Raw genomic sequence first — 23,331 nt, forward strand, 5'->3', positions numbered from 1 at the left:
AGCGTCTGAAAACATGGTATGTAATATATCTAAAGCCTGAAGTCCACGACATCGTTGACTTATGGAGCGGCTCCTTTCATCTGTGCGCAGCGTGAATCAATGGCACAGATTCAGAATTTGTGCTGATTTAGGCAAAGATCGAGGCGGATTTGCTGCAGTGCAGTGTCGAAAGTTGGCTGCCGAGTAGGAAAATAGCTTGCCGATCTCTGATATATCACATACCGTATGTCATCAAGGCAGTCGAGCAGACTGGCAGAGGTTGAAGCAAGCGGGAAGTCCCCGCGCACCACAAACACAAGTCTGATGAGGAGACCAAGCATGTCCGAAGTTGTAGCGAAGCGGGTCGAGAGCACCACCGCCTGAACTAGAAGAATTCCAACCCCAGTCAATTTGTATAGAAGGAAGCAACCATGGCAGAAGTCGGAAACGAGCTGCAGCGTCACGCTGTGGAAGAACATCAGGCACAAACCGATGGTTTTCATCTGGTCATCGACGCGCTCAAGCTGAACGGCATCGAAAACATCTACGGCCTGCCCGGCATTCCGGTCACCGATCTGGCCCGCCTGGCACAGGCAAACGGCATGCGCGTCATCAGCTTCCGTCACGAGCAGAACGCGGGCAACGCAGCAGCGATTGCGGGCTTTCTCACGCAAAAGCCGGGCGTCTGCCTGACCGTGTCTGCGCCGGGCTTCCTGAACGGGCTGACGGCGCTGGCGAATGCCACCACCAACTGCTTCCCGATGATCCTGATCAGCGGCTCGAGCGAGCGCGAGATCGTCGATCTGCAGCAGGGTGACTACGAAGAGATGGACCAGTTGGCCATCGCCCGTCCGCACGCCAAGGCTGCCTTCCGCGTGCTGCACGCCGAAGACATCGGTGTCGGTATCGCACGCGCTATTCGTGCCGCCGTGTCGGGCCGTCCGGGTGGTGTGTACCTGGACCTGCCGGCCAGCCTGCTGGGCCAGTCGATGGAAGCCGAAGCGGGCCGCAAGTCGCTGATCAAGGTGGTGGATCCGGCGCCGCGCCAGCTGCCTGCACCGGACTCGGTCGATCGTGCTGTGGAGCTGCTGAAGAGCGCCAAGCGTCCGCTGATCCTGCTGGGCAAGGGTGCCGCGTACGCTCGCGCCGACGAGGATATCCGCGCGCTGGTCGAGAAGACCGGCATTCCGTACCTGCCGATGTCGATGGCCAAGGGCCTGTTGCCCGATACGCACCCGCAATCGGCCTCCGCCGCACGCTCGTATGTGCTGGCGGAAGCCGATGTGGTGATGCTGGTCGGCGCCCGCCTGAACTGGCTGCTGTCGCACGGCAAGGGCAAGACCTGGGGCGGGCCGAAGCAATTCATCCAGATCGACATCGCGCCGACCGAGATGGACAGCAACGTCGCCATCGCCGCGCCGGTAGTGGGTGACATTGGTTCGTGCGTGAAGGCGATCCTCGACAAGGTCGGCAACGGCTTTGCCAAGCCGGGCGCCGAGTGGCTGAACGCGGTGGACGAGCGCAAGGACAAGAACCTGTCGAAGATGGCCGAGACCCTCGTCAAGGCCAGGGATGTCGCGCCGATGAACTTCCACGGCGCGCTGAGCGTGCTGAAGGATGTTGTCAAGGCCAACCCGGGCATCTCGTTTGTCAACGAAGGCGCCAACACGCTGGACTACGCCCGTGCCGTGATCGATATGTACCAGCCGCGCAAGCGCCTGGACGTGGGCACCTGGGGCGTGATGGGGGTCGGCATGGGCTACGCGGTCGCCGCGGCGGTCGAGACCAACAAGCCGGTGCTGGCGCTGTGCGGTGACAGTGCGTTCGGTTTCTCGGGCATGGAAGTCGAGACGATCTGCCGCTACAACCTGCCAGTCTGCATCGTCATCTTCAACAACAACGGCGTCTACAAGGGTATCGACAAGAACCCGACCGGCGGCAAGGACCCGGCGGTCACGACGTTCGTGCCGGGCGCGCGCTACGACAAGATGATGGAAGCGTTCGGCGGCGTCGGCGCCAACGTCACCACGCCGGCGGAACTCGAAGCCGCGGTGAACGAAGCCCTGCGCTCGGGCAAGCCCACGCTGGTCAACGCCGTCATCGACCCGTCTGCCGGCACCGAAAGCGGCCGCCTGACCAACCTGAACCCGCAAAGCTCGGCCAAGAAGTAACTCACCCGAACTTCACCCTGATCATCCAATAGGAGACGAAAGTGAACCTCCCGCTCAAAGGCATCAAGATCATCGACTTCACGCACGTCCAGGCCGGCCCCGCCTGCACGCAGCTTCTCGCCTGGTTCGGCGCAGACGTCATCAAGGTGGAACGCCCGGGCTCCGGCGACGTGACCCGCACGCAGCTGCGCGACATTCCCGATGCCGACGCGCTGTACTTCACCATGCTGAACAGCAACAAGCGCTCGCTGACGCTGGACACCAAGAAGCCGGACGGCAAGAAAATCCTGGAGCAGCTGATCCGCGAATCGGACGTGCTGGTCGAGAACTTTGGCCCCGGCGCGCTGGACCGCATGGGCTTTTCGTGGGAGCGCATCAATGAACTGAACCCGGGCATGATCGTGGCATCGGTCAAGGGCTTCAGCGACGGCCACCACTATGAAGACCTGAAGGTCTACGAAAACGTGGCGCAGTGCGCCGGCGGTGCGGCGTCGACCACCGGCTTCTGGGACGGCCCCCCGACCGTGTCGGCTGCAGCGCTGGGCGACTCGAACACCGGCATGCACCTGGCCATCGGCATCCTGACTGCCATCATCGGCCGCCAGCAGACCGGCAAGGGCCAGAAGGTCGCCGTGTCGATGCAGGACGCCGTGCTGAACCTGTGCCGCGTGAAACTGCGCGACCAGCAGCGCCTGGACCGCCTGGGCTACCTGGAAGAGTATCCGCAGTATCCGCATGGCGAGTTCAGCGACGTGGTGCCCCGCGGCGGCAACGCCGGCGGTGGCGGGCAGCCGGGCTGGGTGCTGAAGTGCAAGGGCTGGGAGACCGATCCCAACGCCTACATCTACTTCACCATCCAGGGCCACGCCTGGGAGCCGATCTGCAAGGCGCTGGGCAAGGAAGAGTGGATCAGCGATCCGAACTACAACACGCCCAAGGCTCGCCAGCCGCATATCTTCGATATCTTCAACACCATCGAAGCCTGGCTGGCCGACAAGACCAAGTACGAGGCGGTGGACATCCTGCGCAAGTTTGATATTCCGTGCGCGCCGGTGCTGTCGATGAAGGAAATCGCCGCGGATGAATCGCTGCGCAAGAGCGGCTCGATCGTGGAAGTCCCGCACAAGGAGCGCGGCACCTACCTGACCGTGGGCAGCCCGATCAAGTTCTCGGGCATGAAGCCGGAAATCACCGGTTCGCCGCTGCTCGGCGAGCACAGCGAGGAAGTGCTGGCAGGGCTGGGCTACGCGCCGGAAGACATCAAGCGCCTGCGCGAGAGCCAGGTGATCTGAGCCAGGCCGCGAATGCCTGAACGGGCCTCAACGCCGGGGTGCGCGCAAGCGGTCTCCGGCGTTTTTTGCTGGAACGGGCAGCTGTGCCAAACTGTGTCGCTGCAAGCTGCCGTATTGCCACCATCCAATACACCCTGCCGCAATGTCCGGCACAGAGGGGATCCCCATGCCAGCCAGCATCGATTACGAGCAACTCGCATCTGCCATCGGCGATGCCATCATCATCTCCGACGCCAATGGCGCCATCACGCTCTGGAACCCGGCGGCCGAACGCATGTTCGGCTACACGCAGGCCGAAGCCATGGGCCAATCGCTGGACCTGATCATCCCGGAGCGGCTGCGCGGCCGTCACTGGGAGGGCTACGACAAGACCATGGCCACCGGCATCACGCGCTACGGGCACGACCTGCTGAAGGTGCCGGCGGTCGACAAGAACGGCAAGGCCATGTCGATCGCATTCACCGTGGCGCTTCTGCATGGGCCGGACGGAAAGATATCGGGCATCGTCGCGGTCATTCGTGACGAGACCGTGCGCTTCCAGGAAGAACGCGCCCTGCGCAAGCGGATTGCCGAACTCGAAGCTCAGGTGAGTACTGCGGCGTAGACGGGTGGTTGCCGGGGTGCCTGCCGGCGGCTTCCGTCATGTGGAAGGGCGTCTGAGATGCCCCTTCCACAGTCGGAGGACGTTCAGTCGTCCTCGCGCCAGTGGCGCCATTCGCGGTGACGCTCACGCCATTCGTGCTCGCGCCAACGCTGCTCGCGCCGCCATTCGTGCTCACGCCACTCGCGGTCGCGCCAGCCACCATAGTAGCCGGGCGCAACGACAACAGGCTGTGGCTGGACGACCACGGGCGGGGGCGGCGCGTAGACAGGCGCCGCATAGACAGGTGGGGCGGCGAACACCGGCCCGGGCAGCCCGATGCCGATGCCGACGTCCACGTGGGCTTGCGCGCTGGCCGATGCAAGGGCTGAAAGTCCGGCCAGCAGGCCGATGGTCAGGAGCTTCTTCATGGTCAAATGCCTCGTGAGGTCGGGAGGAGGGGCCGCCAGCCGGTCCCAGTCTGATCCCGCTTGATCCGCTAACGGGGCCGCGGCTTTGTCCGATGACGCGGAATCCTGGGCAATTTGTATCCAAATCTGTTCAGCCCACTGGCCGGTGTGCCGCTCAGCCCCGCCTGAGTCTTCTCCCGTACAACGTTTTCCTTTTCATCAATGCACTGGACCATCCAGCGGTCGCCACGGCGGCCGGCGCATTCTCGTTTGTGGCCGCATCGGAGGAAGCCCACGAACTGCAGGACGACGGTATCCTGCGGCATTTGCAAAGATGGCGCGTCTGGCCCGTCTCGCAAGCAGGGCTCGGTGGGAAATAATTTTCTATAAAAATTAATTATTGTTTCCGCATCGGCTGGATGTGCGCCCAAAGTTCCTTCAGGTGTTTTTCCGGCTCTCATCTCGCTGCAAACCTGCGACTTTACCTGCGGAATACGGGGCAAATCCCCATGTGAAGGCTATACCTGGGTGTGACAGACTATGTGTTTCCGGATGTCAACGAGATGAACATTTATTTCGTTTACAAACGATTACGTGCTACGTAGCAAATGTGCTGCGCAATGCAGCCGTGCAGTGCCTCGAATGAAAGTGAATAAGATAGTGGACGAAAAGTTGTTGGGTAGCGCGGTCACGGGGTCACGCAAGACAACGGCGGCTCTTTTGATCCATGGCCTCGGCGGTACCGAACATGAACTGCGGCTCGTGGAGAAGACACTGAAGGGAGAGGGGTACGAAACGAAGTGCGCTGTACTGCCCGGACATGGCACGCGCCCCGAAGATCTAGTCGGCGTGCGCTTCGAGCATTGGCTTGAAGCGGTATCCGTGCAATACCTTGAAATGCGTGCCGAGTATGAAACCGTTCACATCGTTGGCATGTGCATGGGCGCCTTGCTGGCGCTGGCGCTGAGCCAGCTGATCGGCGACAGGCGTGGCAGGGTTGTCGCGCTGGCGACGCCGGTATTTCTCGATGGCTGGTCGCTGCCCTGGTATCGGGCGCTGCGGCATCTGGCCTATCACATTCCCAAGGTGCGCAACAATTTCCGCGTGAAGGAATCCGAGCCGTTCGGCGTCAAGAACGGCGTATTGCGCGCGGCAATCAAGGCGCGCTTCCTGCGCGGCGATACCTTCCACTATTCGTGGACACCGCTCGCCTGTATTCGCGAACTCGACCGGCTGCGCAGCTATGTCCGAAAGCGCATCCGGTGTGTTACCCGGCCGGCACTTATCATCCATGCCCGTGAAGACGAACTGACGAGCCTGCGTTCAGCCTACTTCCTCAGCAAGCACATCCGTGCCGCAAAGCTGCTGGTCGTTGACGAGAGCTATCACATGCTCAGTATCGACAATGACCGCAGGCTGGTCGCCAACACCGTGGCACAGTTTCTCGCCGAAGATGAATGTTCCGGGCAGAGCAGGGCAGCCCGCCTTTCCGGCGCATTTCCCGAACCGGCAAACGAGCCGTTCGAGCCCGTGGCCGCCGGCGCTTAGTTAGCCATCGACTGGTTTCCCTGGCCGACGATGCGCCCTGACCCGGCCGCCATGGCTGGTCGGGTCAGGGGTTCCGCCGATGGTTAGCGATGAAATGCCCTCGGCGAGAGGCGGGAAAGCGGGATCCCGAATCTTACCGTTCCACGACATTCGCCGACTACAAACAAAAAAAGCGAGGGCGCCCCGTGAGCGCACTCGCTTCAAGTGGAGGTCGGGCGTCTCAGCGTCTCAGTTGAGATGTCCGACCGCTCGCAGGTACTCGTTCTTCTTGTCGAAGATCAGCTGGCTCAGGAAGGCCGCATCGTAAGCCTTGAGCAGATGGGTATGGTGTTCCTCGATATAGCGGGCCACGCGCTCTTTCTCGCATTCGATGCCGCATAGCCATTCGTACATGGCCTCGTCCCAGCGGAAGCGCAGGCCCAGTTCGATGAAGGCCGCGTTGTAGGCGGCAAGCTGGGTGGCGCGCGAAAGCGGTTGGTTGTCGCGGCCGAGCGTGGCGGCCGGCTGGCGTTCGATCTCGATCTGGTTCATGGTGTGCCTCCTGTCTTCTCTCTGGCGGTGCGTTGAGGGAAGCATAGAGGCGCCCATGGATTTACGATAATTAAAGTTTCATCTATAAACCATAAGATATTGTTTATATATCAGCCGTGACGGATAAGGCCCTCCACGCCAGTGATGCGCTGGATCAGCCCCGCGCCTTCCTCCATCAGGAATTGCTTGAACGCCAGTGCCACCGGAGGTAGCCGCTTATTCTTGCGGTGCACCACATACCAGTTGAGCATGACCGGAAAGCCCTCGATGTCGAGCACGGCGAGCTTGCCGGTCTGCAGTTCCAGCCCAACCGTATGGGCCGAGAGGAAGGCAATGCCCATGTTGGCGATGACCGCCTGCTTGATGGTCTCGGTGCTCTTGATCTCCATGGCGATGCGCAGGTTGGAGAGCTTGCCGGCAAAGCCCTCCTGCATGGAGTTCCAGGTGTCGGACCCTTTCTCGCGAGAGACGAAGGCCTCGTCGGTCAGCGTGGACAGGGGGATATTGCGTTGCCCGACCAGCGGGTGGCTCGGCGCGGCCACGATCACGTAGGGGTGCGGCGCGAAGGTCTCGTTGATCGTATCCATGCCTTCGGGCGGGCGCACCATCACGGCGAGGTCCGTGAGGTTGCCAGCCAGCTGGTGCAACAGTTCCTCGCGATTGTGCACTGCAAGATTCAGCGTCACGCCATCGTGGCGCTCCATGAATTCGGCCAGCAGCCGCGGGAAAAAGTAATCGCCCGCGCTGATCACGGCCACGTTCAGCCGGCCGCCCGAAATGCCCTTGAGCTGCGACATGGCGTCTTCGGCTTCGCGAAACTGCTGGATGATGCTGCGGCTGTAGTGCAGCATCTCGTGCCCGGCCGGGGTGAGATAGATCTTCTTGCCCAGCTGCTCGAACAGCGGCAGGCCGACGTGGCTTTCCAACTGCCTGACCTGCGTCGAGACGGCCGGCTGGGTCAGGTGCAGTTCTTCGGCGGCACGCGAAAAACTCATGTGCCTGGCAACCGTTTCAAAGACTTTCAGCTGGCGCAGTGTGGCGTTTCTCATCAGTCGTTCCGTGCAATATATAAACGTTCGTCAATGCATATGATAAAAAACTTTAAGCCGTCTGAATCTTAGATTGAAGTAGCATCAATCCCACAGATTTGCATGCCGCAATGTCAGGCGCCGATCTAGTCGTGTAGGGCCCACCTCACAGAGGCCCGGAAGGGTGTCCCGCCAGGGACGCATCAGACAAGCACTAGGAGACAGTAGATGGCGCAACATCAAGTGGCAGCCGCGACCGGCAATGGACGCGGCCTGCAGAATCGTTGGTTCCAACTGGCCGTAGGCGTGGTTTGCATGGGCCTGGTGGCGAACCTGCAGTATGGCTGGACTCTCTTTGTGTCACCGATGGACGCCAAGCATCACTGGGGCACGTCCGCGATCCAGGTGGCATTTTCCATATTCATCGTGACCGAAACCTGGCTGGTGCCGCTGGAAGGCTGGCTGGTGGACAAGTTCGGCCCGCGGCCGGTGGTGGCCGGCGGGGCGATCTGCGCGGGCCTGGCGTGGGTGATGAATGCGTATGCGACGACACTGCCGGAGCTGTACGCGGCGGCGGTGATCGCGGGCATCGGCGCGGGCGGCGTGTACGGCACGTGCGTGGGCAATGCGCTGAAGTGGTTCCCGGACAAGCGTGGCCTGGCAGCGGGTCTGACCGCCGCGGGCTTTGGCACCGGCGCGGCGCTGACGGTCATTCCTATTGCAAACATGATCCACAGCGCAGGTTACGAGAAGGCGTTCCTGTTCTTCGGGATCCTGCAAGGCGTGGCGATCTTCGCGCTGGCATTGCTGCTGGTGAAGCCGCGGGCACCGAAGGGGGCAGTGGCGGCGAAGGCGGTGCTGACCAACCCGGTGGAGTTCACGCCGGGGCAGATGGTCAAGACGCCGGTGTTCTGGCTGATCTACGTGAGCTTCGTGGCGGTGGCCGCGGGCGGGATCATGGCGACGGCGCAGCTGGGCCCGATCGCGAAGGACTTCGGCTTCGCCTCGATGCCGGTGACGATGCTGGGCATGACGCTGCCGCTGCTGACGATGACGCTGTCGATCGACAACCTGTGCAACGGCTTTACGCGTCCGCTGTGCGGCTTCCTCTCCGACCGGTTCGGCCGCGAGAACACGATGTTCGTGATCTTCATCGGCGAAGGCCTGGCGCTGCTCGGGCTGATGCAGTTCGGCCACAACCCGTATGCGTTCATGTTCTTCGCGGCACTGACGTTCCTGTTCTGGGGCGAGATCTTCTCGATCTTCCCGGCGCTGTGCGCGGACACGTTTGGCAGCAAGTTCGCGGCGGCGAATGCGGGCACGTTGTACACGGCAAAGGGGACGGCGGCGATGCTGGTGCCGCTGGCATCGGTCCTGTCGGCGCGCGGAGGCTGGGATGCAGTGTTCACGGTGGCGGCCGTCGTGACAATCGCAGCGGGCGTGTCGGCGAAGCTGGTGCTGGCACCGATGCGCAAGCGGTTCATCACGGGCCATGCGGATGCGGTGGCCGTGTCGGATGCCGCATTCATGGTGCGTCCCCGAAGGGAAGCGGAATAAGACGGAGCAGGGAGAAATCGGGTGAGCCGGGATCTCGCATCCGGGCCCCTGAATGCCCCCGGCAAACGGTCTGCGCATGGCGCAGGCCTTTTGCCATGTGGGCCACGGACACAACAACAACACAGCACAGGCGGACGGGCCGCCAGGGAGACAGCCGTGAGCAGACTGCAATCATCCACGCTTGCCGCAGGACCGCATCGCAGCCTCGCGCTGCCGTTGCCGTTGCCTCAAGGGAACCGGGGCGGAGGAGGGCGGCCATGAATATCTCGCTTCCCCAACTGAAGGCGTTTGCCGCGGTCGCGCGGCACAAGAGCTTCACGCGCGCGGCCGCGGAACTGGGCCTGACGCAGTCGGCGGTCAGCCGAAGCGTGCGCGAACTCGAAGAGGAGATCGACCAGCGCCTGTTCGACCGCACCACGCGGCAGGTGGAACTGACCGACGCAGGGCAGCACCTGTCGCAACGCATCTGTCACCTGATCGAAGAAGTCGAGCAGACCCTGCGAGACAGCCAGGGCGCGGCGCGGCCGTCGCAAGGCCTGGTGCAGATCGCGACCGATCCCGTACTGAGTTCGATGTCCGTGCCCGCGTGGCTCGCCGGCTGCCGCAAGGCCTGGCCGGCGATCGCGATCCACTTGAAGGACCGTTCGCAAGAGTCGGTGCTGCAAAGCGTGCGCAGCGGAGAAGTGGACTTCGGCATCGCCACCGATCCGCAGCCGGGCGACGATCTCTATTGCGAACCGTTGTGCATCGATCCGTATCACGCGGTGCTGCCGGCAGAGCATCCGCTCGCCTCGCGCGACGCGATTGCGTGGGGCGACCTGTGCAATGCCAACTTGCTCACGCTGGACCAGCAATGCGGCGTACAGCCCGTCGTGGAAAAGGCGCTCAGCAACCATCACGTGCGCGCGGGTTCTTTGCAGTTGCTGGGCCATTTCGCCGCCGTCTTCGGCATGGTGGCGCTTGGCCTCGGCATCGGCGTGGTGCCGTCGCGCGCGCAGGCGGGTGGCCTCCATCCCGCCGCGGTCATGCGGCCGCTGAGACCCCAGGTGACGTCGACGGTCATGTTGGTGCGCCGCAAGAGCCGGTCGCTCAAGCCGAATGCGGCCGCGATCTGGGATGCGCTGCGCGGGCTCGAGTACAAGGACGCGGCCGAACCCGGCTGGCAGCCGCCGATCGCGGTGGAGGCTTAGGAAAACGGGGTCAGGACCAGGCCTCCGCCGAGTGCTGTTGCATAGAAGCAAAACCCTATTGATATATTACATACAGGATATTTACACATACTGCAGCGCAGCATATAATGAAAACTCCTAACCACAACGCAATCGGAGTTTTCAAATGGAAGTCGCTCTTCTCTTCGTTCTCGGCCTTGGCCTGATCGCAGCCGGCGTCGGCATGACGACGCTGCTGGCTACGCGCCTGCCCGTCGATGTGCTCGTGACCGCGCAGGCGCATGGTCGCTTCGCAGGTCTGGGCTCGAACCAGGAAAGCGATGGCATTGGCCGCGCTCGTCCGTCACGCACGGTGGCTGCCGCCGGCGAACTGGCGTACGCCTGAGCCTGTTCGCACCCCGCGTCGTCCCGATTGAACGGCGCATCTGACAAGGGCTGTAGCGGCCGGCAACCCTTGGAGCAATACCCCAATCCCGCAACCTCACAAGCTGGCCTTGGCTATTCGACGCAAGGCCGCGAACGCGAGGCAGGAACCTGGCGGATACCCGGCCGCCATCCCCCTCGTAAATGCGCAACCGTTGAGCAGGCTGCAGGCTCAATCCGGCAGAGCGCCGGTATTTCCTGCATCGGTTTTGTCCATACAAACTAGTAATGTCTTAGTTGTATGGTTCTAGGGACTTTCCCCAGCCCGGTCGTCTTCCCCGATTTCCGGTCCTCCGAATCCCGTCACGGTGACGGCCGTCCTGGCTCGCCCGATTGATGCGGCAAGCGAGGGTAACCTCTTGATTTTCAATAACTCCTCAAGCTGCAAGCAGCGCCGTTGATGCATGCCGCGCACCAGTCGCGAGGCAGTCGCGGGGCACGGTCATTTTTTGCCGGAGAAGCCGTGCTGCAGGGCCGCGAAGAATACGCTTGACTTGGTTGATATATCACATACCGTATAGCACTAGAACGGCTCAGCTGTTCGGGAAAGTGCGATAAGCGAGAGGCGTCAGGCAGGCGCCCATATCTTCCACCACAGGCAGTCTTCGACTGCCTAGAAGGAGACATCAATGGAACTGCAGCAGAGGGAATCCACGTCGCGCTTTGCGTCGCCGTGGGTACAGCTGGTCTTCGGCGTCATCTGTATGGCGATGATTGCCAACATGCAGTACGGGTGGACGCTGTTCGTCAACCCGATCGATGACAAATACCACTGGGGCCGCACCGCGATCCAGGTCGCGTTCACCATCTTCGTCGTGACGGAGACGTGGCTGGTGCCGATCGAAGGCTACCTGGTCGACAAGTACGGTCCGCGTCCCGTGGTCGTGGGTGGTGGTCTGCTGTGCGCGATCGCCTGGGTGCTGAACTCGATGGCCTCGTCGCTGCCTATGCTGTATTTCGCGGCGGCCATCGGCGGTGTCGGTGCGGGCGCGGTCTATGGCACCTGCGTGGGCAATGCGCTGAAGTGGTTCCCGAACCGGCGCGGCCTGGCCGCGGGCATTACTGCGGCGGGCTTCGGCGCGGGTTCCGCGATGACCGTGGTGCCCATCGCCAACATGATCAAGTCGTCGGGCTACGAAGCCACGTTTCTGTGGTTCGGCCTGGGCCAGGGCCTGATCGTGTTCATCCTGGGCATGGCCCTGTATCCGCCGTCGGCCAAGATCCTGAGCGAGGTCAAGTCCACCCTCAAGGCCGCGGCGACCTACAACGCCACGCCGCGCCAGGTGCTGAAGTCGCCGATCTTCTGGATCATGTACGCGATGTTCGTGATGATGGCCGCTGGCGGCCTGATGGCCACCGCGCAGCTCGGCCCGATCGCCAAGGACTTCGGCCTGCATGATTCGCCGGTGTCGATCCTCGGCCTGACGCTGCCCGCGCTGACCTTCGCGCTGACCATCGACCGCGTGCTCAACGGCCTGACCCGTCCGTTCTTCGGCTGGATCTCGGACCACATCGGCCGCGAACGCACCATGTTCTTCGCTTTCGCGGTGGAGGCGGTCGGCATCCTGCTGCTGTCCAAGTACGGCCACAACCCGGTGGCGTTCGTGGTGCTCACCGGCATCGTGTTCTTCGCCTGGGGCGAGATCTACAGCCTGTTCCCGGCGACCTGCGGCGATACCTTCGGCCCGAAGTTCGCCGCCACCAATGCCGGCCTGCTGTACACGGCCAAGGGCACGGCCGCGCTGCTGGTGCCGTTCTCGAGCGTGATCACCGCGGCGACCGGCGACTGGCATGCGGTGTTCGTGCTGGCCTCGGCCATGGCGGGCCTGTCCGCGTTCCTCGCACTGTTCGTCCTCAAGCCGATGCGTGAAGCGCACGCCCGCAAGTATGTGCTTGCCAATACCGCGAGCCCGATGGGATACCGCGCCGTGCCGGAGGACCTGACCTGATGAAGAAAGCCGTACGGCGTGCCGCCGCCTTCACCGAACACAGGCGTCGCACCCGGTAGCACAATACGAGGAAGGAAAAAAGAAAGAGCGACAGGAAGGCTGCCCGCAAGGGCGCCTTCCTGAACGCCTTCATAGCGTCCGCAGGAGACAAAGCTTCATGAACCAGGTTGTCATTCCACTCGACGCCACCGGGCTTGGACGGTTGCGCAAGCGCCGCCAGCCCAAAGGCCGGCAGGTCGACGCCGCCGCGCTGGCGGAAGTGCGGGCCGCGCTTGGCGACATGCCGCGCCGCCGCGACCTGCTGATCGAGCACCTGCACTGCATCCAGGACCGCTACGGCCAGCTGGCCATGCCGCACCTGGTGGCACTGGCCCAGGAACTGGGACTGGCCATGACCGAGGTGTACGAGGTGGCCACCTTCTATCACCACTTTGACGTGGTGCGTGAAGACGCCGATGGGCACATTGCGCCGCCGCCTGCGCTGACGGTGCGCGTCTGCGAGGGCATTGCCTGCGAAATGGCCGGTGCCCGCACACTGATCGACAAGCTCCCCGCGTTGCTCGGTACGGACGTGCGCGTGGTGGCCGCCCCATGCATCGGCCGGTGCGAGAAAGCGCCGGCTGCGCTGGTGGGCCAGAAGCCGCTGGATGGCGCCACGGTGGCAGCCGTCGAGGCCTGCGTAACAGCTGGCACCATCCGCGATGAATCTGTGGCGCAGACCGGCTATGCCGCCTACCGTGCGGGCGGCGGCTACGCGCTGCTCGACGCGCTCGCGCAGGGCCGTCTCGATCCGGCCGGCGTGCTCTGCACGATGGAGGACTCCGGGCTGCGCGGCCTGGGCGGCGCGGGATTCCCGACCGGCCGCAAATGGCGCATCGTCGGCAACGAGCCGGCGCCGCGCCTCATGGCCGTGAATATCGACGAAGGCGAGCCCGGCACGTTCAAGGACCGCGTCTACCTGGAGCGCGACCCGCACCGCTTCCTCGAGGGCATGCTGATTGCCGCGGCCGTGGTGCAGGTGTCGGCCATCTATATCTACCTGCGCGACGAGTACGCGGGTTGCCGCGCCATCCTCACGCAGGCGCTGCAGGAACTGCGCGACGATCCGCCCGTAGCGGGCGCGGCCCTGCCTCAGATCGAACTGCGCCGCGGCGCGGGCGCCTATATCTGCGGCGAGGAATCGGCCATGATCGAGTCGATCGAAGGCAAGCGCGGCATGCCGCGCCTGCGCCCGCCCTATGTGGCGCAAGTGGGTTTGTTCGGCCGGCCGACGCTCGAGCACAACTTCGAAACGCTCTACTGGGTGCGCGACATCCTGGAGAACGGCGCCGAATGGTTCGCCTCGCAGGGCCGGCATGGCCGCAAGGGGCTGCGCTCGTTCTCGGTGTCCGGCCGCGTGCGCCGGCCCGGCGTGCACCTGGCGCCGGCCGGCATCACGGTGCGCGAGCTGATCGACGAATACTGCGGCGGCATGCTCGACGGACACAGCTTCTATGCCTACCTGCCTGGCGGCGCCTCGGGCGGCATCCTGCCTGCATCGATGGGCAACATCCCGCTGGACTTCGATACGCTCCAGCCGCACGGCTGTTTCATCGGCTCGGCGGCCATCGTGGTGCTGTCCGACCATGACAGCGCCGTCGGTGCCGCGCGCAACCTGATGCATTTCTTCCGGCATGAGTCCTGCGGGCAGTGCACGCCGTGCCGCGTCGGCACGGCCAAGGCGTCCGACCTGATCCGCGCGCCGCAATGGGACCTGGCTGCGCTGGAAGACCTGTCCGCCGTGATGCGCGATGCGTCGATCTGCGGCCTCGGGCAGGCCGCACCGAACCCCGTGGATTGCGTGATCCGCTACTTCCCCCATGAACTGCAGGCGGCAGCAGACCGCACGGAGGCACAGGCATGAATGCGCTGACACGCGCCGAGCGCGCGCTGGTCGAATCCACCGAGCCTGCCGTCACGTTCACGCTCAATGGCCGGGAGGTCTGCGCGCAGCCCGGCGAAAGCCTGCTGAAGGTGGCGCAGCGCGAAGGCTTCGACGTTCCCCACCTCTGCTACAAGGACGGACTCGAACCCGCCGGCAATTGCCGCGCCTGCATGGTGGAGATCCAGGGCGAGCGCGTCCTGGCGCCGTCGTGCTGCCGCTATCCGGCGCAGGGCATGACGGTGCAGACCGAATCGGAACGCGCACGGCGCGCCCAGCGCACGGTGCTGGAGCTGCTGCAGTCCGACATGCCGGAAGCCGAATACACGCGGCACAGCGAACTGGACCAGTGGTCGGCGCGGCTGGATGTCGGCAAGCCGCGCTTCGCGCCGCGCGAGCGCGTGGCGGCGGATCTCTCGCATCCCGCCATCGCCGTCAATCTCGACGCCTGCATCCAGTGCACGCGCTGCGTGCGCGCGTGCCGCGACGAGCAGGTCAATGACGTGATCGGCCTGGCATGGCGTGGCGACGCCGCCCGCATCGTCTTCGACATGGACGACCCTATGGGCGCGTCCACGTGCGTGGCCTGCGGCGAATGCGTGCAGGCCTGCCCGACCGGAGCGCTGATGCCCGCGCGCGACGTGGCGCTGGCGGTGCCGGACAAGCAGGTGGAGTCGGTGTGCCCCTACTGCGGCGTGGGCTGCCAGCTGACCTACAACGTCAAGGACAACCGCATCCTCTACGTCGAAGGACGTGATGGCCCGGCCAACCACAGGCGCCTGTGCGTGAAGGGCCGTTATGGCTTCGACTACGTGCAGCACCCGCAGCGCCTGACCGTGCCGCTGATCCGGCGCGAAGGCGTGCCCAAGCGCGGCGACTTCGTCATGGATCCGGACCACGTGATGGACGTCTTCCGCGAAGCGGCCTGGGAAGAAGCGCTGGCGCTTGCCACCGGCAAGCTGGTGCAGATCCGCGACATGCATGGCAAGCGCGCGCTGGCCGGCTTTGGCTCGGCCAAGGGCAGCAACGAAGAGGCTTACCTGTTCCAGAAGCTCGTGCGCACCGGCTTTGGCAGCAACAACGTCGATCACTGCACGCGGCTGTGCCACGCGTCATCGGTCGCGGCGCTGCTCGAAGGCATCGGTTCCGGCGCGGTGTCGAACCCGGTCATGGACGTGGACCGCGCCGAGGTCGTGATCGTGATCGGTGCCAACCCGACCGTGAACCACCCCGTGGCGGCAAGCTGGATCAAGAATGCGGTGAAGAACGGCACGAAGCTTATCGTGGCCGATCCGCGGCGCTCGGACCTGGCGCGCTTTGCCTGGCGCTTCCTGCAGTTCACCCCGGATGCGGACGTCGCATTGCTCAACGCGATGATGCACGTGATCGTCGCCGAGGGACTGGTCGACCAGGACTTCATCGACAGCCGCACCATCGGCTTCGACGAGCTGCAGCGCAACGTGGCCGCATTCAGCCCGGAACTGATGGCGCCGGTATGCGGCATCGATGCGCAGACCATCCGTGAAGTCGCGCGTGCCTATGCCACGTCCAAGGCGTCGATGATCCTGTGGGGCATGGGTATCTCGCAGCACGTGCACGGCACCGACAACGCGCGTTGCCTGATCGCGCTGGCGCTGATGACGGGCCAGATCGGCCGTCCCGGCACGGGCCTGCATCCGCTGCGCGGCCAGAACAATGTGCAGGGTGCGTCCGATGCCGGCCTGATCCCGATGATGTACCCGGACTACCGCCGCGTCGACGATCCTGATGCCATTGCCAGCTTCGAGAAGCTGTGGGGCATGCCGCTGGACCGCCAGCCGGGCCTGACCGTGGTCGAGATCATGGACGCGATCGGGCGCGGCGAGGTGCGCGGCATGTACATCATGGGCGAGAACCCGGCGATGTCGGACCCGGATGCCGAGCACGCGCGCGAGGCGCTGGCCGCGCTGGACCATCTCGTGGTGCAGGACATCTTCCTGACCGAGACCGCCTACCTGGCCGATGTGGTGCTGCCGGCGTCGGCTTTCCCGGAAAAGACCGGCACCTTTACCAACACGGACCGCACCGTACAACTCGGGCGCCAGGCGCTGTTGCCGCCGGGGCAGGCCAGGCAGGACCTGTGGATCATCCAGCAGATGGCGCAGGGCCTGGGCCTGGACTGGCGCTACGGCAGCGTGGCGGACGTCTTCGACGAGATGCGTCACGCCATGCCGAGCATCGGCGGCGTGACGTGGGACCGCTTGCAGGAGACGGGCGCCGTGACGTATCCATGCCGTGCCGAAGGCGACCCGGGCGAGCCGGTGATCTTCACCGACCGGTTCCCGACCGCTACCGGGCGCGGCCGCTTCGTTCCGGCGGACATCATTCCCGCGGACGAACGGCCCGACACGGATTATCCGATGGTGCTGATCACCGGCCGCCAGCTGGAGCACTGGCACACCGGCAGCATGACGCGGCGCGCGGGCGTGCTCGACGCGATCGAGCCGGATCCGGTGGCGCTGGTGCATCCGCTCGACCTGGCCGAGCTGGGCGGCCAGCCCGGTGACGTCGTCACGCTGACCTCGCGGCGCGGAGAGGTGTCACTCTATGCGCGCGCCGACGCCGGCACGCCGCGCGGCGCCGTGTTCGTGCCGTTCTGCTATTACGAGGCGGCCATCAACAAGCTCACCAACGCGGCGCTGGACCCGTTCGGGAAGATTCCCGAGTTCAAGTACTGCGCGATCCGTGTGGTCCTGGGCGGGGTGGCGCCGACGCAGTCGAGCTACGGCGGGGGCAAGGTGCTGGGGGCCTGACGGCCGGCGCGTTGCTACCCGGCCACTACCCGGCCCGCGGCTCAATACTTGATGTCGCGGGCCGTCTGCCGGCCTCCCTGCTTGGTATCCCGCTTGTCCTGGCGGCAATTCGCGTTGCTCTTCTGGTTGGCCGCGCGGCAATCCTGCTTGGTCTGCCGCGAGTCCTGGCGCGTATCCTGCCGGACGTCGCGCGCGTCGCGGCGTTGCTGCGCCTGCTCCGTGCCCCATGACATGCCGGCGCCGGCGGTCAGCGCCATCGCCAGCGCCAGGGCGGTGAATCGGGGATTCCATGCGGCCATGATGTGATCTCCCTTGGCAGTCGTCTGCAAGCCAGTCTCCAATTTAGTGGATACAAGCGGTCCGTGGGCTGGTTCCGCCGCAAATTTCGGCATGGTGCTGATGCGCGCTTGGCGCGAATGCGCCGCCAATGTCATGATGGCGGGGTTTGCGCCGCCTGCTGCGGCACCTGGCCGGCCGGACCGTCACTGACCGTGACTGACCGGTGTGCCGGCGCAGGCAAATACCCGGGGGAGAGATGACTATGCAGAGCAGGGAAACGCGGGGCATGTCCCGCGAGCGGCTTGCCCGCGTTGAACGTTTCATCGACGAATCCTATATCGCGACCGGCAAGCTGCCCGGCGCGCTGATCCAGGTCTGGCGGCGCGGCGAACTGGCGCTGAACTCGGTGCTCGGCCTGGCCGACCGCGAGCGGCAGGTGCCGCTGGCGCAGGATTCGATCTTCCGCATCTACTCGATGACCAAGCCCGTGACGTCGGTGGCGGTCATGATGCTGGTCGAGGAATGCAAGATCGCGCTGGACGATCCGGTCAGCAAATACATTCCGGCGTGGGAAAACCTCGGTGTCCATGTCGGTGGCTTCATGGAAAGCTTCCAGACGCGCCCGCCGGCACGCCCGATGCTGGTGGTCGACCTGCTGCGGCACACCTCGGGCCTGACCTATGGCTTCCAGCAGAACACCAACGTCGACGCGGCGTACCGCAGGCTGAAGCTTGGCGAGCTTGCCACCGAAGGCACTCTGGACGAGATGATCGAGAAGCTGGCCACGCTGCCGCTTGAATTCTCGCCGGGCGAGGCCTGGAACTACTCGGTCTCCACTGACGTGCTTGGCTACCTGGTCGGCAAGGTCAGCGGCATGCCGTTCGAGGACTTCCTGAAGGCACGCATCTTCGATCCGCTGGGCATGGTCGACACCGCCTTCCACGTGCCGGAAGACAAGGCATCGCGCTTCTGCGCGTGTTATGCCGTGGGCGTCCTCGGTTCGAAAGTCATATCCCAGAAGGGGCCCATGCTGCAGGACGACCCTCGCACCAGCCCCTACTTGAAGCCGCCGAGCTTTATCTCCGGCGGAGGCGGGCTGGTGTCCACGGCGGCGGACTACATGCGTTTCGCGCGCATGCTGCTGCAAGGGGGCGAACTCGACGGCGTGCGCTTGCTCGGGCCGAAGACCCTGAAGCTGATGACCGCGAACCACCTGCCAGGCGGCGTGGACCTGCCGCGCCTGTCGCGCTCGATGTTCAGCGAGGCTACCTATGATGGCGTGGGATTCGGGCTCGGCTTTGCCACGACGGTGACGCCGGAATCGACGCTGATCCCCGGCAGCGCCGGCGATTTCTTCTGGGGTGGGGCGGCCAGCACTTTCTTCTGGGTAGACCCGCAAGAGGAACTCATCGGTCTCTTCCTGACCCAGCTTCTGCCTTCTTCGGCTTATGCCGTGCGACGCCAGCTGCGCACGCTGGTCTACAGCGCTATCACTGAACCGGGGACGGCGGTGCGCTAAGGGGGTTGTGGTGGTGTATTGCGCTGTCGTGCTTGGCAGGCGTAAAGCGCTTTTTGGTTACTTCTTGTCGCTCGGACAAAAAGTGACTCGCCGGCTACGCCGGCGAAACAGCAGCGCCTGCCAAGCACGACAGCGCAATCATCCCCACAGCCCCCCGACTGTGCCAGCGTAAAATATAGCTCTATGGCACTTGCCGTGACGGCCGATACCAGGCCAATGAAAAGGACACACAGGCATGAGGCAGGCAAAGACTCTGATCATCGCGATCACCCTCGCTGCGGCGGCCCCGCTCGCGCAGGCGAGCCTGTCCGGGGATGCCCACGCATTCAAGGACAACATCAAGGCGGCAGGCAAGCAGGGCGGCCATGCCGTGCGCGATGCGACGTTCGCCATCGGCCGCGGCGTGAAGTCGGCCGGGCATGCGGTTGGTGACGCGACCAAACACGGCTATCACGCGACTAAGCGCGCGGTGACGGGGCACGAATAAAGGGGCTTGGTCTTCAGACCCGGCCATGACAAGCGGCACTCACCAGGCCTGAATTCCCATCCGCAAGCCCAGCAGGAGCAGTATGCCGCCTGTCACGCAGCGCTGCGCCAGCAGCCATTGCGGACGCTGAGCCATCATCGCCGCCGCGCGGCCCGATGACACCGCGACGAGCGCATTGACGCCGGCAAAGGCGGCGGTCAGCGCCAGCCCGAGCACGACCGATTGCCCCAGCACATCGCCGGCCTTGTCATCGATGAACTGCGGCAGGACGGACAGGAACACCAGCGCGAGTTTCGGATTGAGCAGGCTGGTCATCGCCCCCATGGCAAACAGGCGGCGTGGCCGCTCGGCCGAAGCCGCTTCGACCTGCAACGGGGAGCGGCCACCCGGCTTCAGCATCTGCCAGGCCATATAGAGCAGGTAGAGCGCGCCACAGACGGCCAGCACGCGCGCGGCTCCCGGGATCGCGAGGAACAGCGCACTGATCCCGAATGCCGCACCGAGCATATAAGACAGGTAGCCAAGCATCACGCCCGCGAGCGAGATCAGGCCCGCCCGGGTGCCCTGCGAGACCGATCGCGCCATCACGTAGACCATGTTCGGCCCCGGCGTGATCGCCAGCAGGCCGCCTACCGCCATGAACTCGTACATCGCTCTCATTCGCCCCTCTCGCAGACGATGGTGGCAGTATCGAAGCGCGGGATCGCTAAGTAAAACGAATTATACTGATCCAATTATTCAGGTTTTCTGACTTATTGCTGCCGCATGAGGAAACTCGATCTCGATGTCCTGGAGATGGTCGTCGCTGTTGCCGACACTGGATCATTCGCGCGCGCGGCCGAATCCCTGCATCGCTCGCCGTCGGCCATCAGCATGCAGGTCAAGGCGATCGAAGAAGCGCTCGGCAAGCCGCTGTTCGAACGGACGACCCGCAACGTCGCGCTGACCGAGGATGGCAGGGTACTGGCCGACTACGGCCGGCAGATGCTGGCCATGCGCGAGGAGGCCTGGGCGGCGGTGGTGCGTCCGGAGATCCGCGGACGGGTCACGATCGGCGTGCCCGATGACTACGCTTCGTCGCTGCTGCCCACGGTGCTGCGCAAGTTCGCGGTCGCGCATCCGCGCGTGGAGATCCGCGTGATCGGCCTGCCGAGCCATGCGCTGATCCCATTGCTGAAGGACAACACGCTTGACCTGGCGTGCATCACGAAGACGCGCGGCGTTACCGGGGAATTCATGCGGCATGAGCCAATGGCCTGGGCCGCGGCCCGTGGCAACCGGCAGGTGTGGAAGGAGCGCCCGTTGCCGATCGCGGTCTTTGCGCATGGCAGCGCGGCGCGCGGGCACGCCATCAGCGCGCTGCAGGGGGCGGGCATCCGCTACCGGATGTCCTATGAGAGCCCGAGCCTGCTGGGCTTGATCAGCATGGTCGAGGCGGGGCTGGCGGTAGCGCCCCTGGCTCGCTGCAGCATCCCGCAGCACCTGGCACTGCTTGGCGAAGCGGAAGGGCTTCCGCCGCTTCCTTCTCTGGAGGTCGTCCTGGCGCGCAGCGCCGGCTCCGCGCGGCCGCCCTGCGACTTCCTTGCCGAACAGATGCTGGCGGACCTGAGAGCCTGATCCGATGTGTCCAACCCGCCGCACCGGGGCAGCGACGCGTCCGACAGGGGGGACTCCACGCGAACGACTGACGGCTATGCCCTGACCACCGTCCTGACAGCCATCTGACAGCCGTCCGGTCATGTTCGGCTGATATCCTCACGCAAGCTACCGACCAAAACCTACCGAGAGATCTTCGAATATGGACCACGCCCTGCGCGCGAGCCTTGCCAACGAACTGCACGCAAGACCTTTCCTGCGGTTGTCGGGCTCCGTCGCCCTCGCTCACCTGGCGATCTATGCGGGGGACGACACCGCCGTGCATGAGCAGTTGCTGAGCGCGTTGTGCGATCTCACCGGCATGCCGGCGCCCGAGCCGGGCAGCACGCACTATGCCGCGCATTGGAGTGGCGAGCGCCAGCTGAAGTGGGAACGCCACACGGAATTCTCCACCTACACCTTCGTGGCCAGCCGGCACGACACGGACTACTTCTCGGGCCTGGCCACCGAGCATGTGCCGCAGGCCTGGTTCGAACAGATCGCGGGCATGCGCTTCGTCGCGATCCGTATGGAGCTGGTATCCGGCGAGCATGCGCCGATGGCGCGCCATAACTACCGGCAGTGGATCGACGGCCCGATCAAGGTCGGCAGCCGCGTGCTGGGCAACGGCGAAGTCTATTGCGACTGGACCATCAAGCCCGATGGCTTCTCGCGCTTCCTTGTCATCGACGAGGGCTTCCGCGAGGCGCAGGGCGGACGTCTGCTGCAGCGGCTGTACGAGATCGAGACCTATCGCATGATGGCCCTGCTGGCGCTGCCCGCCGCGCGCGAGCTGGGCCGCTCGCTCGATGTGCTGCAGCGCGCGCTGGCCGGGCTGATGCACCGCATGGACTCCGCGCCGGACGACAAGGTGGATGCCAATCTGCTGCAGGAGCTCACGCACCTTGCCGTGCGCGGCGAGGCGCTGGCGGAGTCGAGCCACCGCTTCAGCGCCAGCCGCGCGTACGAGCGCCTGGTGATGGCCCGTATCCAGGAGCTGCGCGAGGAACGCATCGAGGGCATCCCGACCATCGCCGAATTCATGGAGCGCCGCTTCACGCCGGCCATGGACACGTGCCGCGCCAGCGCAAATCGCCTGGAGCAATTCACCACGCGCGTCGCACGCGCGGTCGACCTGTTGCGCACGCGCGTCAGCCTGGCGCAGGAAGGCAATACGATGCGGCTGCTGGCGGGCATGGATCGCACCGCCCGCACGCAGCTTCACCTGCAGCACGCGGTGGAAGGGCTTTCCGTGGCGGCGATTTCCTATTACGTGCTGTCGCTGACGGCGGTTGGCCTGCGTTCGCTGCATGCCCTGCACCTGGGCATGGACCCGGAACTGGTCGAGGGGCTGCTGATCGCGCCGGTCGTGCTGCTCGTGTTCATGGTAATCCGGCGCACCAAGCGGTCCAACGGTGCCGGGCACGATGGCGCCAGGAGCGCAGGCTGAATCTGGCGCCGGCGGCGGGCCGTTCAGTCGCCGTGATCTTGCCCAGTTGGATTACCTTCTTCCAGCGCGCGAACTCCGACGCCTGGAACGCGGTGAACTGCTCCGGCGTATTGGCGACGATCTCGAAGCCGACTTCGAGCAGCTTCGCGATCGGCGTGTCGAACTGCGTTGCCAGCGCGGCATGGCCCTCGTGGTCGTAGGCGTCCAGCGGTTCCTCGATCCAGACGAGGTTGAAGGACTCGAACGTGCGGCACATGCGCTGCGCGGTGGGGCGGTCCCATTGCTGGTTGGCGTCGACCATGATTGGCACCGCATCGCCGAGACGCTCGCGCACGGCCGCCGAACGCGGCTGGACCTGAGCGGCAGATTCAGTGCCGTTGCGTCAGGAGCCGGTCGTCCGGCGTTGTCGATAAACGGTCACGCCGTCCTCTTCGCGCGCGGCCAATGCATTGCGCGCGCCGCAGATCGGGCAGCGGAACAGTGGGCCCTGGCCCTCGTTGACGACGACCACTTCGGTGGACTCCCAGCGGGTTCCACAGGACTGGTTCTGGCAGGTGTAGTAGATGGGCTTTTTCATTTGCGCGGATCGTAGCACGAGATGACTGCGCAGT

General features: G+C 64.5%; 20 protein-coding genes and 1 pseudogene. 14 read left to right on the plus strand and 7 right to left on the minus strand.

The window, feature by feature from the left end; genetic code table 11:
- Positions 1–410: 410 nt before the first annotated feature.
- The 3 genes from oxc (at position 411) to AC3FNH_RS25805 (ending at position 4,046) form a co-directional block, all read left to right on the plus strand.
- A complete protein-coding gene (gene oxc, locus AC3FNH_RS25795) occupies positions 411–2,150 on the plus strand; it encodes an oxalyl-CoA decarboxylase (RefSeq protein WP_488722080.1) in 1,740 nt (579 codons plus the stop codon).
- 41 nt (positions 2,151–2,191) lie between these two features.
- Complete coding sequence (gene frc, locus AC3FNH_RS25800) at positions 2,192–3,442, plus strand: formyl-CoA transferase (RefSeq protein ID WP_276101884.1); 1,251 nt, start codon at positions 2,192–2,194, stop codon at positions 3,440–3,442.
- A gap of 166 nt (positions 3,443–3,608) precedes the next feature.
- Positions 3,609–4,046: a PAS domain-containing protein gene (locus AC3FNH_RS25805; RefSeq protein WP_276101883.1), complete on the plus strand. Its 438-nt coding sequence runs from the start codon at positions 3,609–3,611 to the stop codon at positions 4,044–4,046.
- Positions 4,047–4,129: 83 nt separating this feature from the next.
- Here AC3FNH_RS25805 and AC3FNH_RS25810 read toward each other — a convergent pair whose 3' ends face one another.
- Entirely contained in the window at positions 4,130–4,453 is a 324-nt protein-coding gene (locus AC3FNH_RS25810; protein ID WP_488722081.1) for a hypothetical protein, read from the minus strand.
- Between the two features lie 621 nt (positions 4,454–5,074).
- On the opposite strand from AC3FNH_RS25810, the gene AC3FNH_RS25815 reads away from it, so the two are divergent.
- Positions 5,075–5,980 carry an alpha/beta hydrolase gene (locus AC3FNH_RS25815; RefSeq protein ID WP_488722082.1) on the plus strand — a complete coding sequence of 302 codons (906 nt, stop codon included), beginning with the start codon at positions 5,075–5,077 and terminating at the stop codon, positions 5,978–5,980.
- Between the two features lie 228 nt (positions 5,981–6,208).
- Here AC3FNH_RS25815 and AC3FNH_RS25820 read toward each other — a convergent pair whose 3' ends face one another.
- Entirely contained in the window at positions 6,209–6,511 is a 303-nt protein-coding gene (locus AC3FNH_RS25820; protein ID WP_276101880.1) for an HAD family hydrolase, read from the minus strand.
- A gap of 110 nt (positions 6,512–6,621) precedes the next feature.
- A complete protein-coding gene (locus tag AC3FNH_RS25825; RefSeq protein ID WP_488722083.1) occupies positions 6,622–7,560 on the minus strand; it encodes a LysR family transcriptional regulator in 939 nt (312 codons plus the stop codon).
- 207 nt (positions 7,561–7,767) lie between these two features.
- Between AC3FNH_RS25825 and oxlT (AC3FNH_RS25830) the strand changes: the two genes are divergently transcribed.
- From oxlT (AC3FNH_RS25830) to fdhF, 6 genes are all read left to right on the plus strand, one after another.
- Positions 7,768–9,096, plus strand: coding sequence for an oxalate/formate MFS antiporter (gene oxlT, locus AC3FNH_RS25830; RefSeq protein WP_488722084.1), 1,329 nt, complete (start codon positions 7,768–7,770; stop codon positions 9,094–9,096).
- A 257-nt stretch (positions 9,097–9,353) separates the two neighbouring features.
- On the plus strand, positions 9,354–10,286 hold the full coding sequence (locus AC3FNH_RS25835; RefSeq protein WP_276101877.1) for a LysR family transcriptional regulator: 933 nt from the start codon (positions 9,354–9,356) through the stop codon (positions 10,284–10,286).
- A gap of 145 nt (positions 10,287–10,431) precedes the next feature.
- Positions 10,432–10,650: a hypothetical protein gene (locus AC3FNH_RS25840; RefSeq protein WP_488722085.1), complete on the plus strand. Its 219-nt coding sequence runs from the start codon at positions 10,432–10,434 to the stop codon at positions 10,648–10,650.
- A 667-nt stretch (positions 10,651–11,317) separates the two neighbouring features.
- On the plus strand, positions 11,318–12,637 hold the full coding sequence (gene oxlT, locus AC3FNH_RS25845) for an oxalate/formate MFS antiporter (RefSeq protein WP_488722086.1): 1,320 nt from the start codon (positions 11,318–11,320) through the stop codon (positions 12,635–12,637).
- Positions 12,638–12,794: 157 nt separating this feature from the next.
- A complete protein-coding gene (locus AC3FNH_RS25850) occupies positions 12,795–14,540 on the plus strand; it encodes an NADH-ubiquinone oxidoreductase-F iron-sulfur binding region domain-containing protein (protein ID WP_488722087.1) in 1,746 nt (581 codons plus the stop codon).
- Complete coding sequence (gene fdhF / locus AC3FNH_RS25855) at positions 14,537–17,350, plus strand: formate dehydrogenase subunit alpha (protein ID WP_488722088.1); 2,814 nt, start codon at positions 14,537–14,539, stop codon at positions 17,348–17,350. The genes AC3FNH_RS25850 and fdhF overlap by 4 nt, the downstream gene beginning before the upstream one ends.
- A 41-nt stretch (positions 17,351–17,391) precedes the next feature.
- Here fdhF and AC3FNH_RS25860 read toward each other — a convergent pair whose 3' ends face one another.
- Positions 17,392–17,607: a hypothetical protein gene (locus AC3FNH_RS25860; protein ID WP_488722119.1), complete on the minus strand. Its 216-nt coding sequence runs from the start codon at positions 17,605–17,607 to the stop codon at positions 17,392–17,394.
- A 278-nt stretch (positions 17,608–17,885) separates the two neighbouring features.
- Between AC3FNH_RS25860 and AC3FNH_RS25865 the strand changes: the two genes are divergently transcribed.
- Both AC3FNH_RS25865 and AC3FNH_RS25870 read left to right on the plus strand, forming a co-directional pair.
- The gene (locus tag AC3FNH_RS25865) at positions 17,886–19,148 is read left to right on the plus strand and encodes a serine hydrolase domain-containing protein (RefSeq protein WP_488722089.1); all 1,263 of its coding nucleotides are present in this window, start codon (positions 17,886–17,888) and stop codon (positions 19,146–19,148) included.
- A 235-nt stretch (positions 19,149–19,383) separates the two neighbouring features.
- Positions 19,384–19,635 (plus strand): hypothetical protein, encoded by a 252-nt coding sequence (locus AC3FNH_RS25870; RefSeq protein WP_488722090.1) that lies wholly within the window; start codon positions 19,384–19,386, stop codon positions 19,633–19,635.
- Positions 19,636–19,674: 39 nt separating this feature from the next.
- Here AC3FNH_RS25870 and AC3FNH_RS25875 read toward each other — a convergent pair whose 3' ends face one another.
- On the minus strand, positions 19,675–20,295 hold the full coding sequence (locus AC3FNH_RS25875; protein ID WP_488722091.1) for a LysE family translocator: 621 nt from the start codon (positions 20,293–20,295) through the stop codon (positions 19,675–19,677).
- A gap of 105 nt (positions 20,296–20,400) precedes the next feature.
- On the opposite strand from AC3FNH_RS25875, the gene AC3FNH_RS25880 reads away from it, so the two are divergent.
- Both AC3FNH_RS25880 and AC3FNH_RS25885 read left to right on the plus strand, forming a co-directional pair.
- On the plus strand, positions 20,401–21,252 hold the full coding sequence (locus AC3FNH_RS25880) for a LysR family transcriptional regulator (protein WP_488722092.1): 852 nt from the start codon (positions 20,401–20,403) through the stop codon (positions 21,250–21,252).
- Between the two features lie 181 nt (positions 21,253–21,433).
- On the plus strand, positions 21,434–22,720 hold the full coding sequence (locus tag AC3FNH_RS25885; RefSeq protein WP_488722093.1) for a DUF3422 family protein: 1,287 nt from the start codon (positions 21,434–21,436) through the stop codon (positions 22,718–22,720).
- On the opposite strand, the pseudogene AC3FNH_RS25890 reads toward AC3FNH_RS25885, so the two are convergent.
- Together AC3FNH_RS25890 and AC3FNH_RS25895 are read right to left on the minus strand one after the other, a co-directional pair.
- Positions 22,653–23,066 (minus strand): annotated as a pseudogene (locus tag AC3FNH_RS25890) (enolase C-terminal domain-like protein); the annotation flags it as partial. The gene AC3FNH_RS25885 and the pseudogene AC3FNH_RS25890 sit on opposite strands and share 68 nt — an antisense overlap.
- A gap of 36 nt (positions 23,067–23,102) precedes the next feature.
- Complete coding sequence (locus AC3FNH_RS25895) at positions 23,103–23,297, minus strand: hypothetical protein (RefSeq protein WP_071013074.1); 195 nt, start codon at positions 23,295–23,297, stop codon at positions 23,103–23,105.
- Between the last annotated feature and the right edge of the window lie 34 nt (positions 23,298–23,331).

Source organism: Cupriavidus sp. 22TCCZM01-5, from assembly GCF_057798915.1.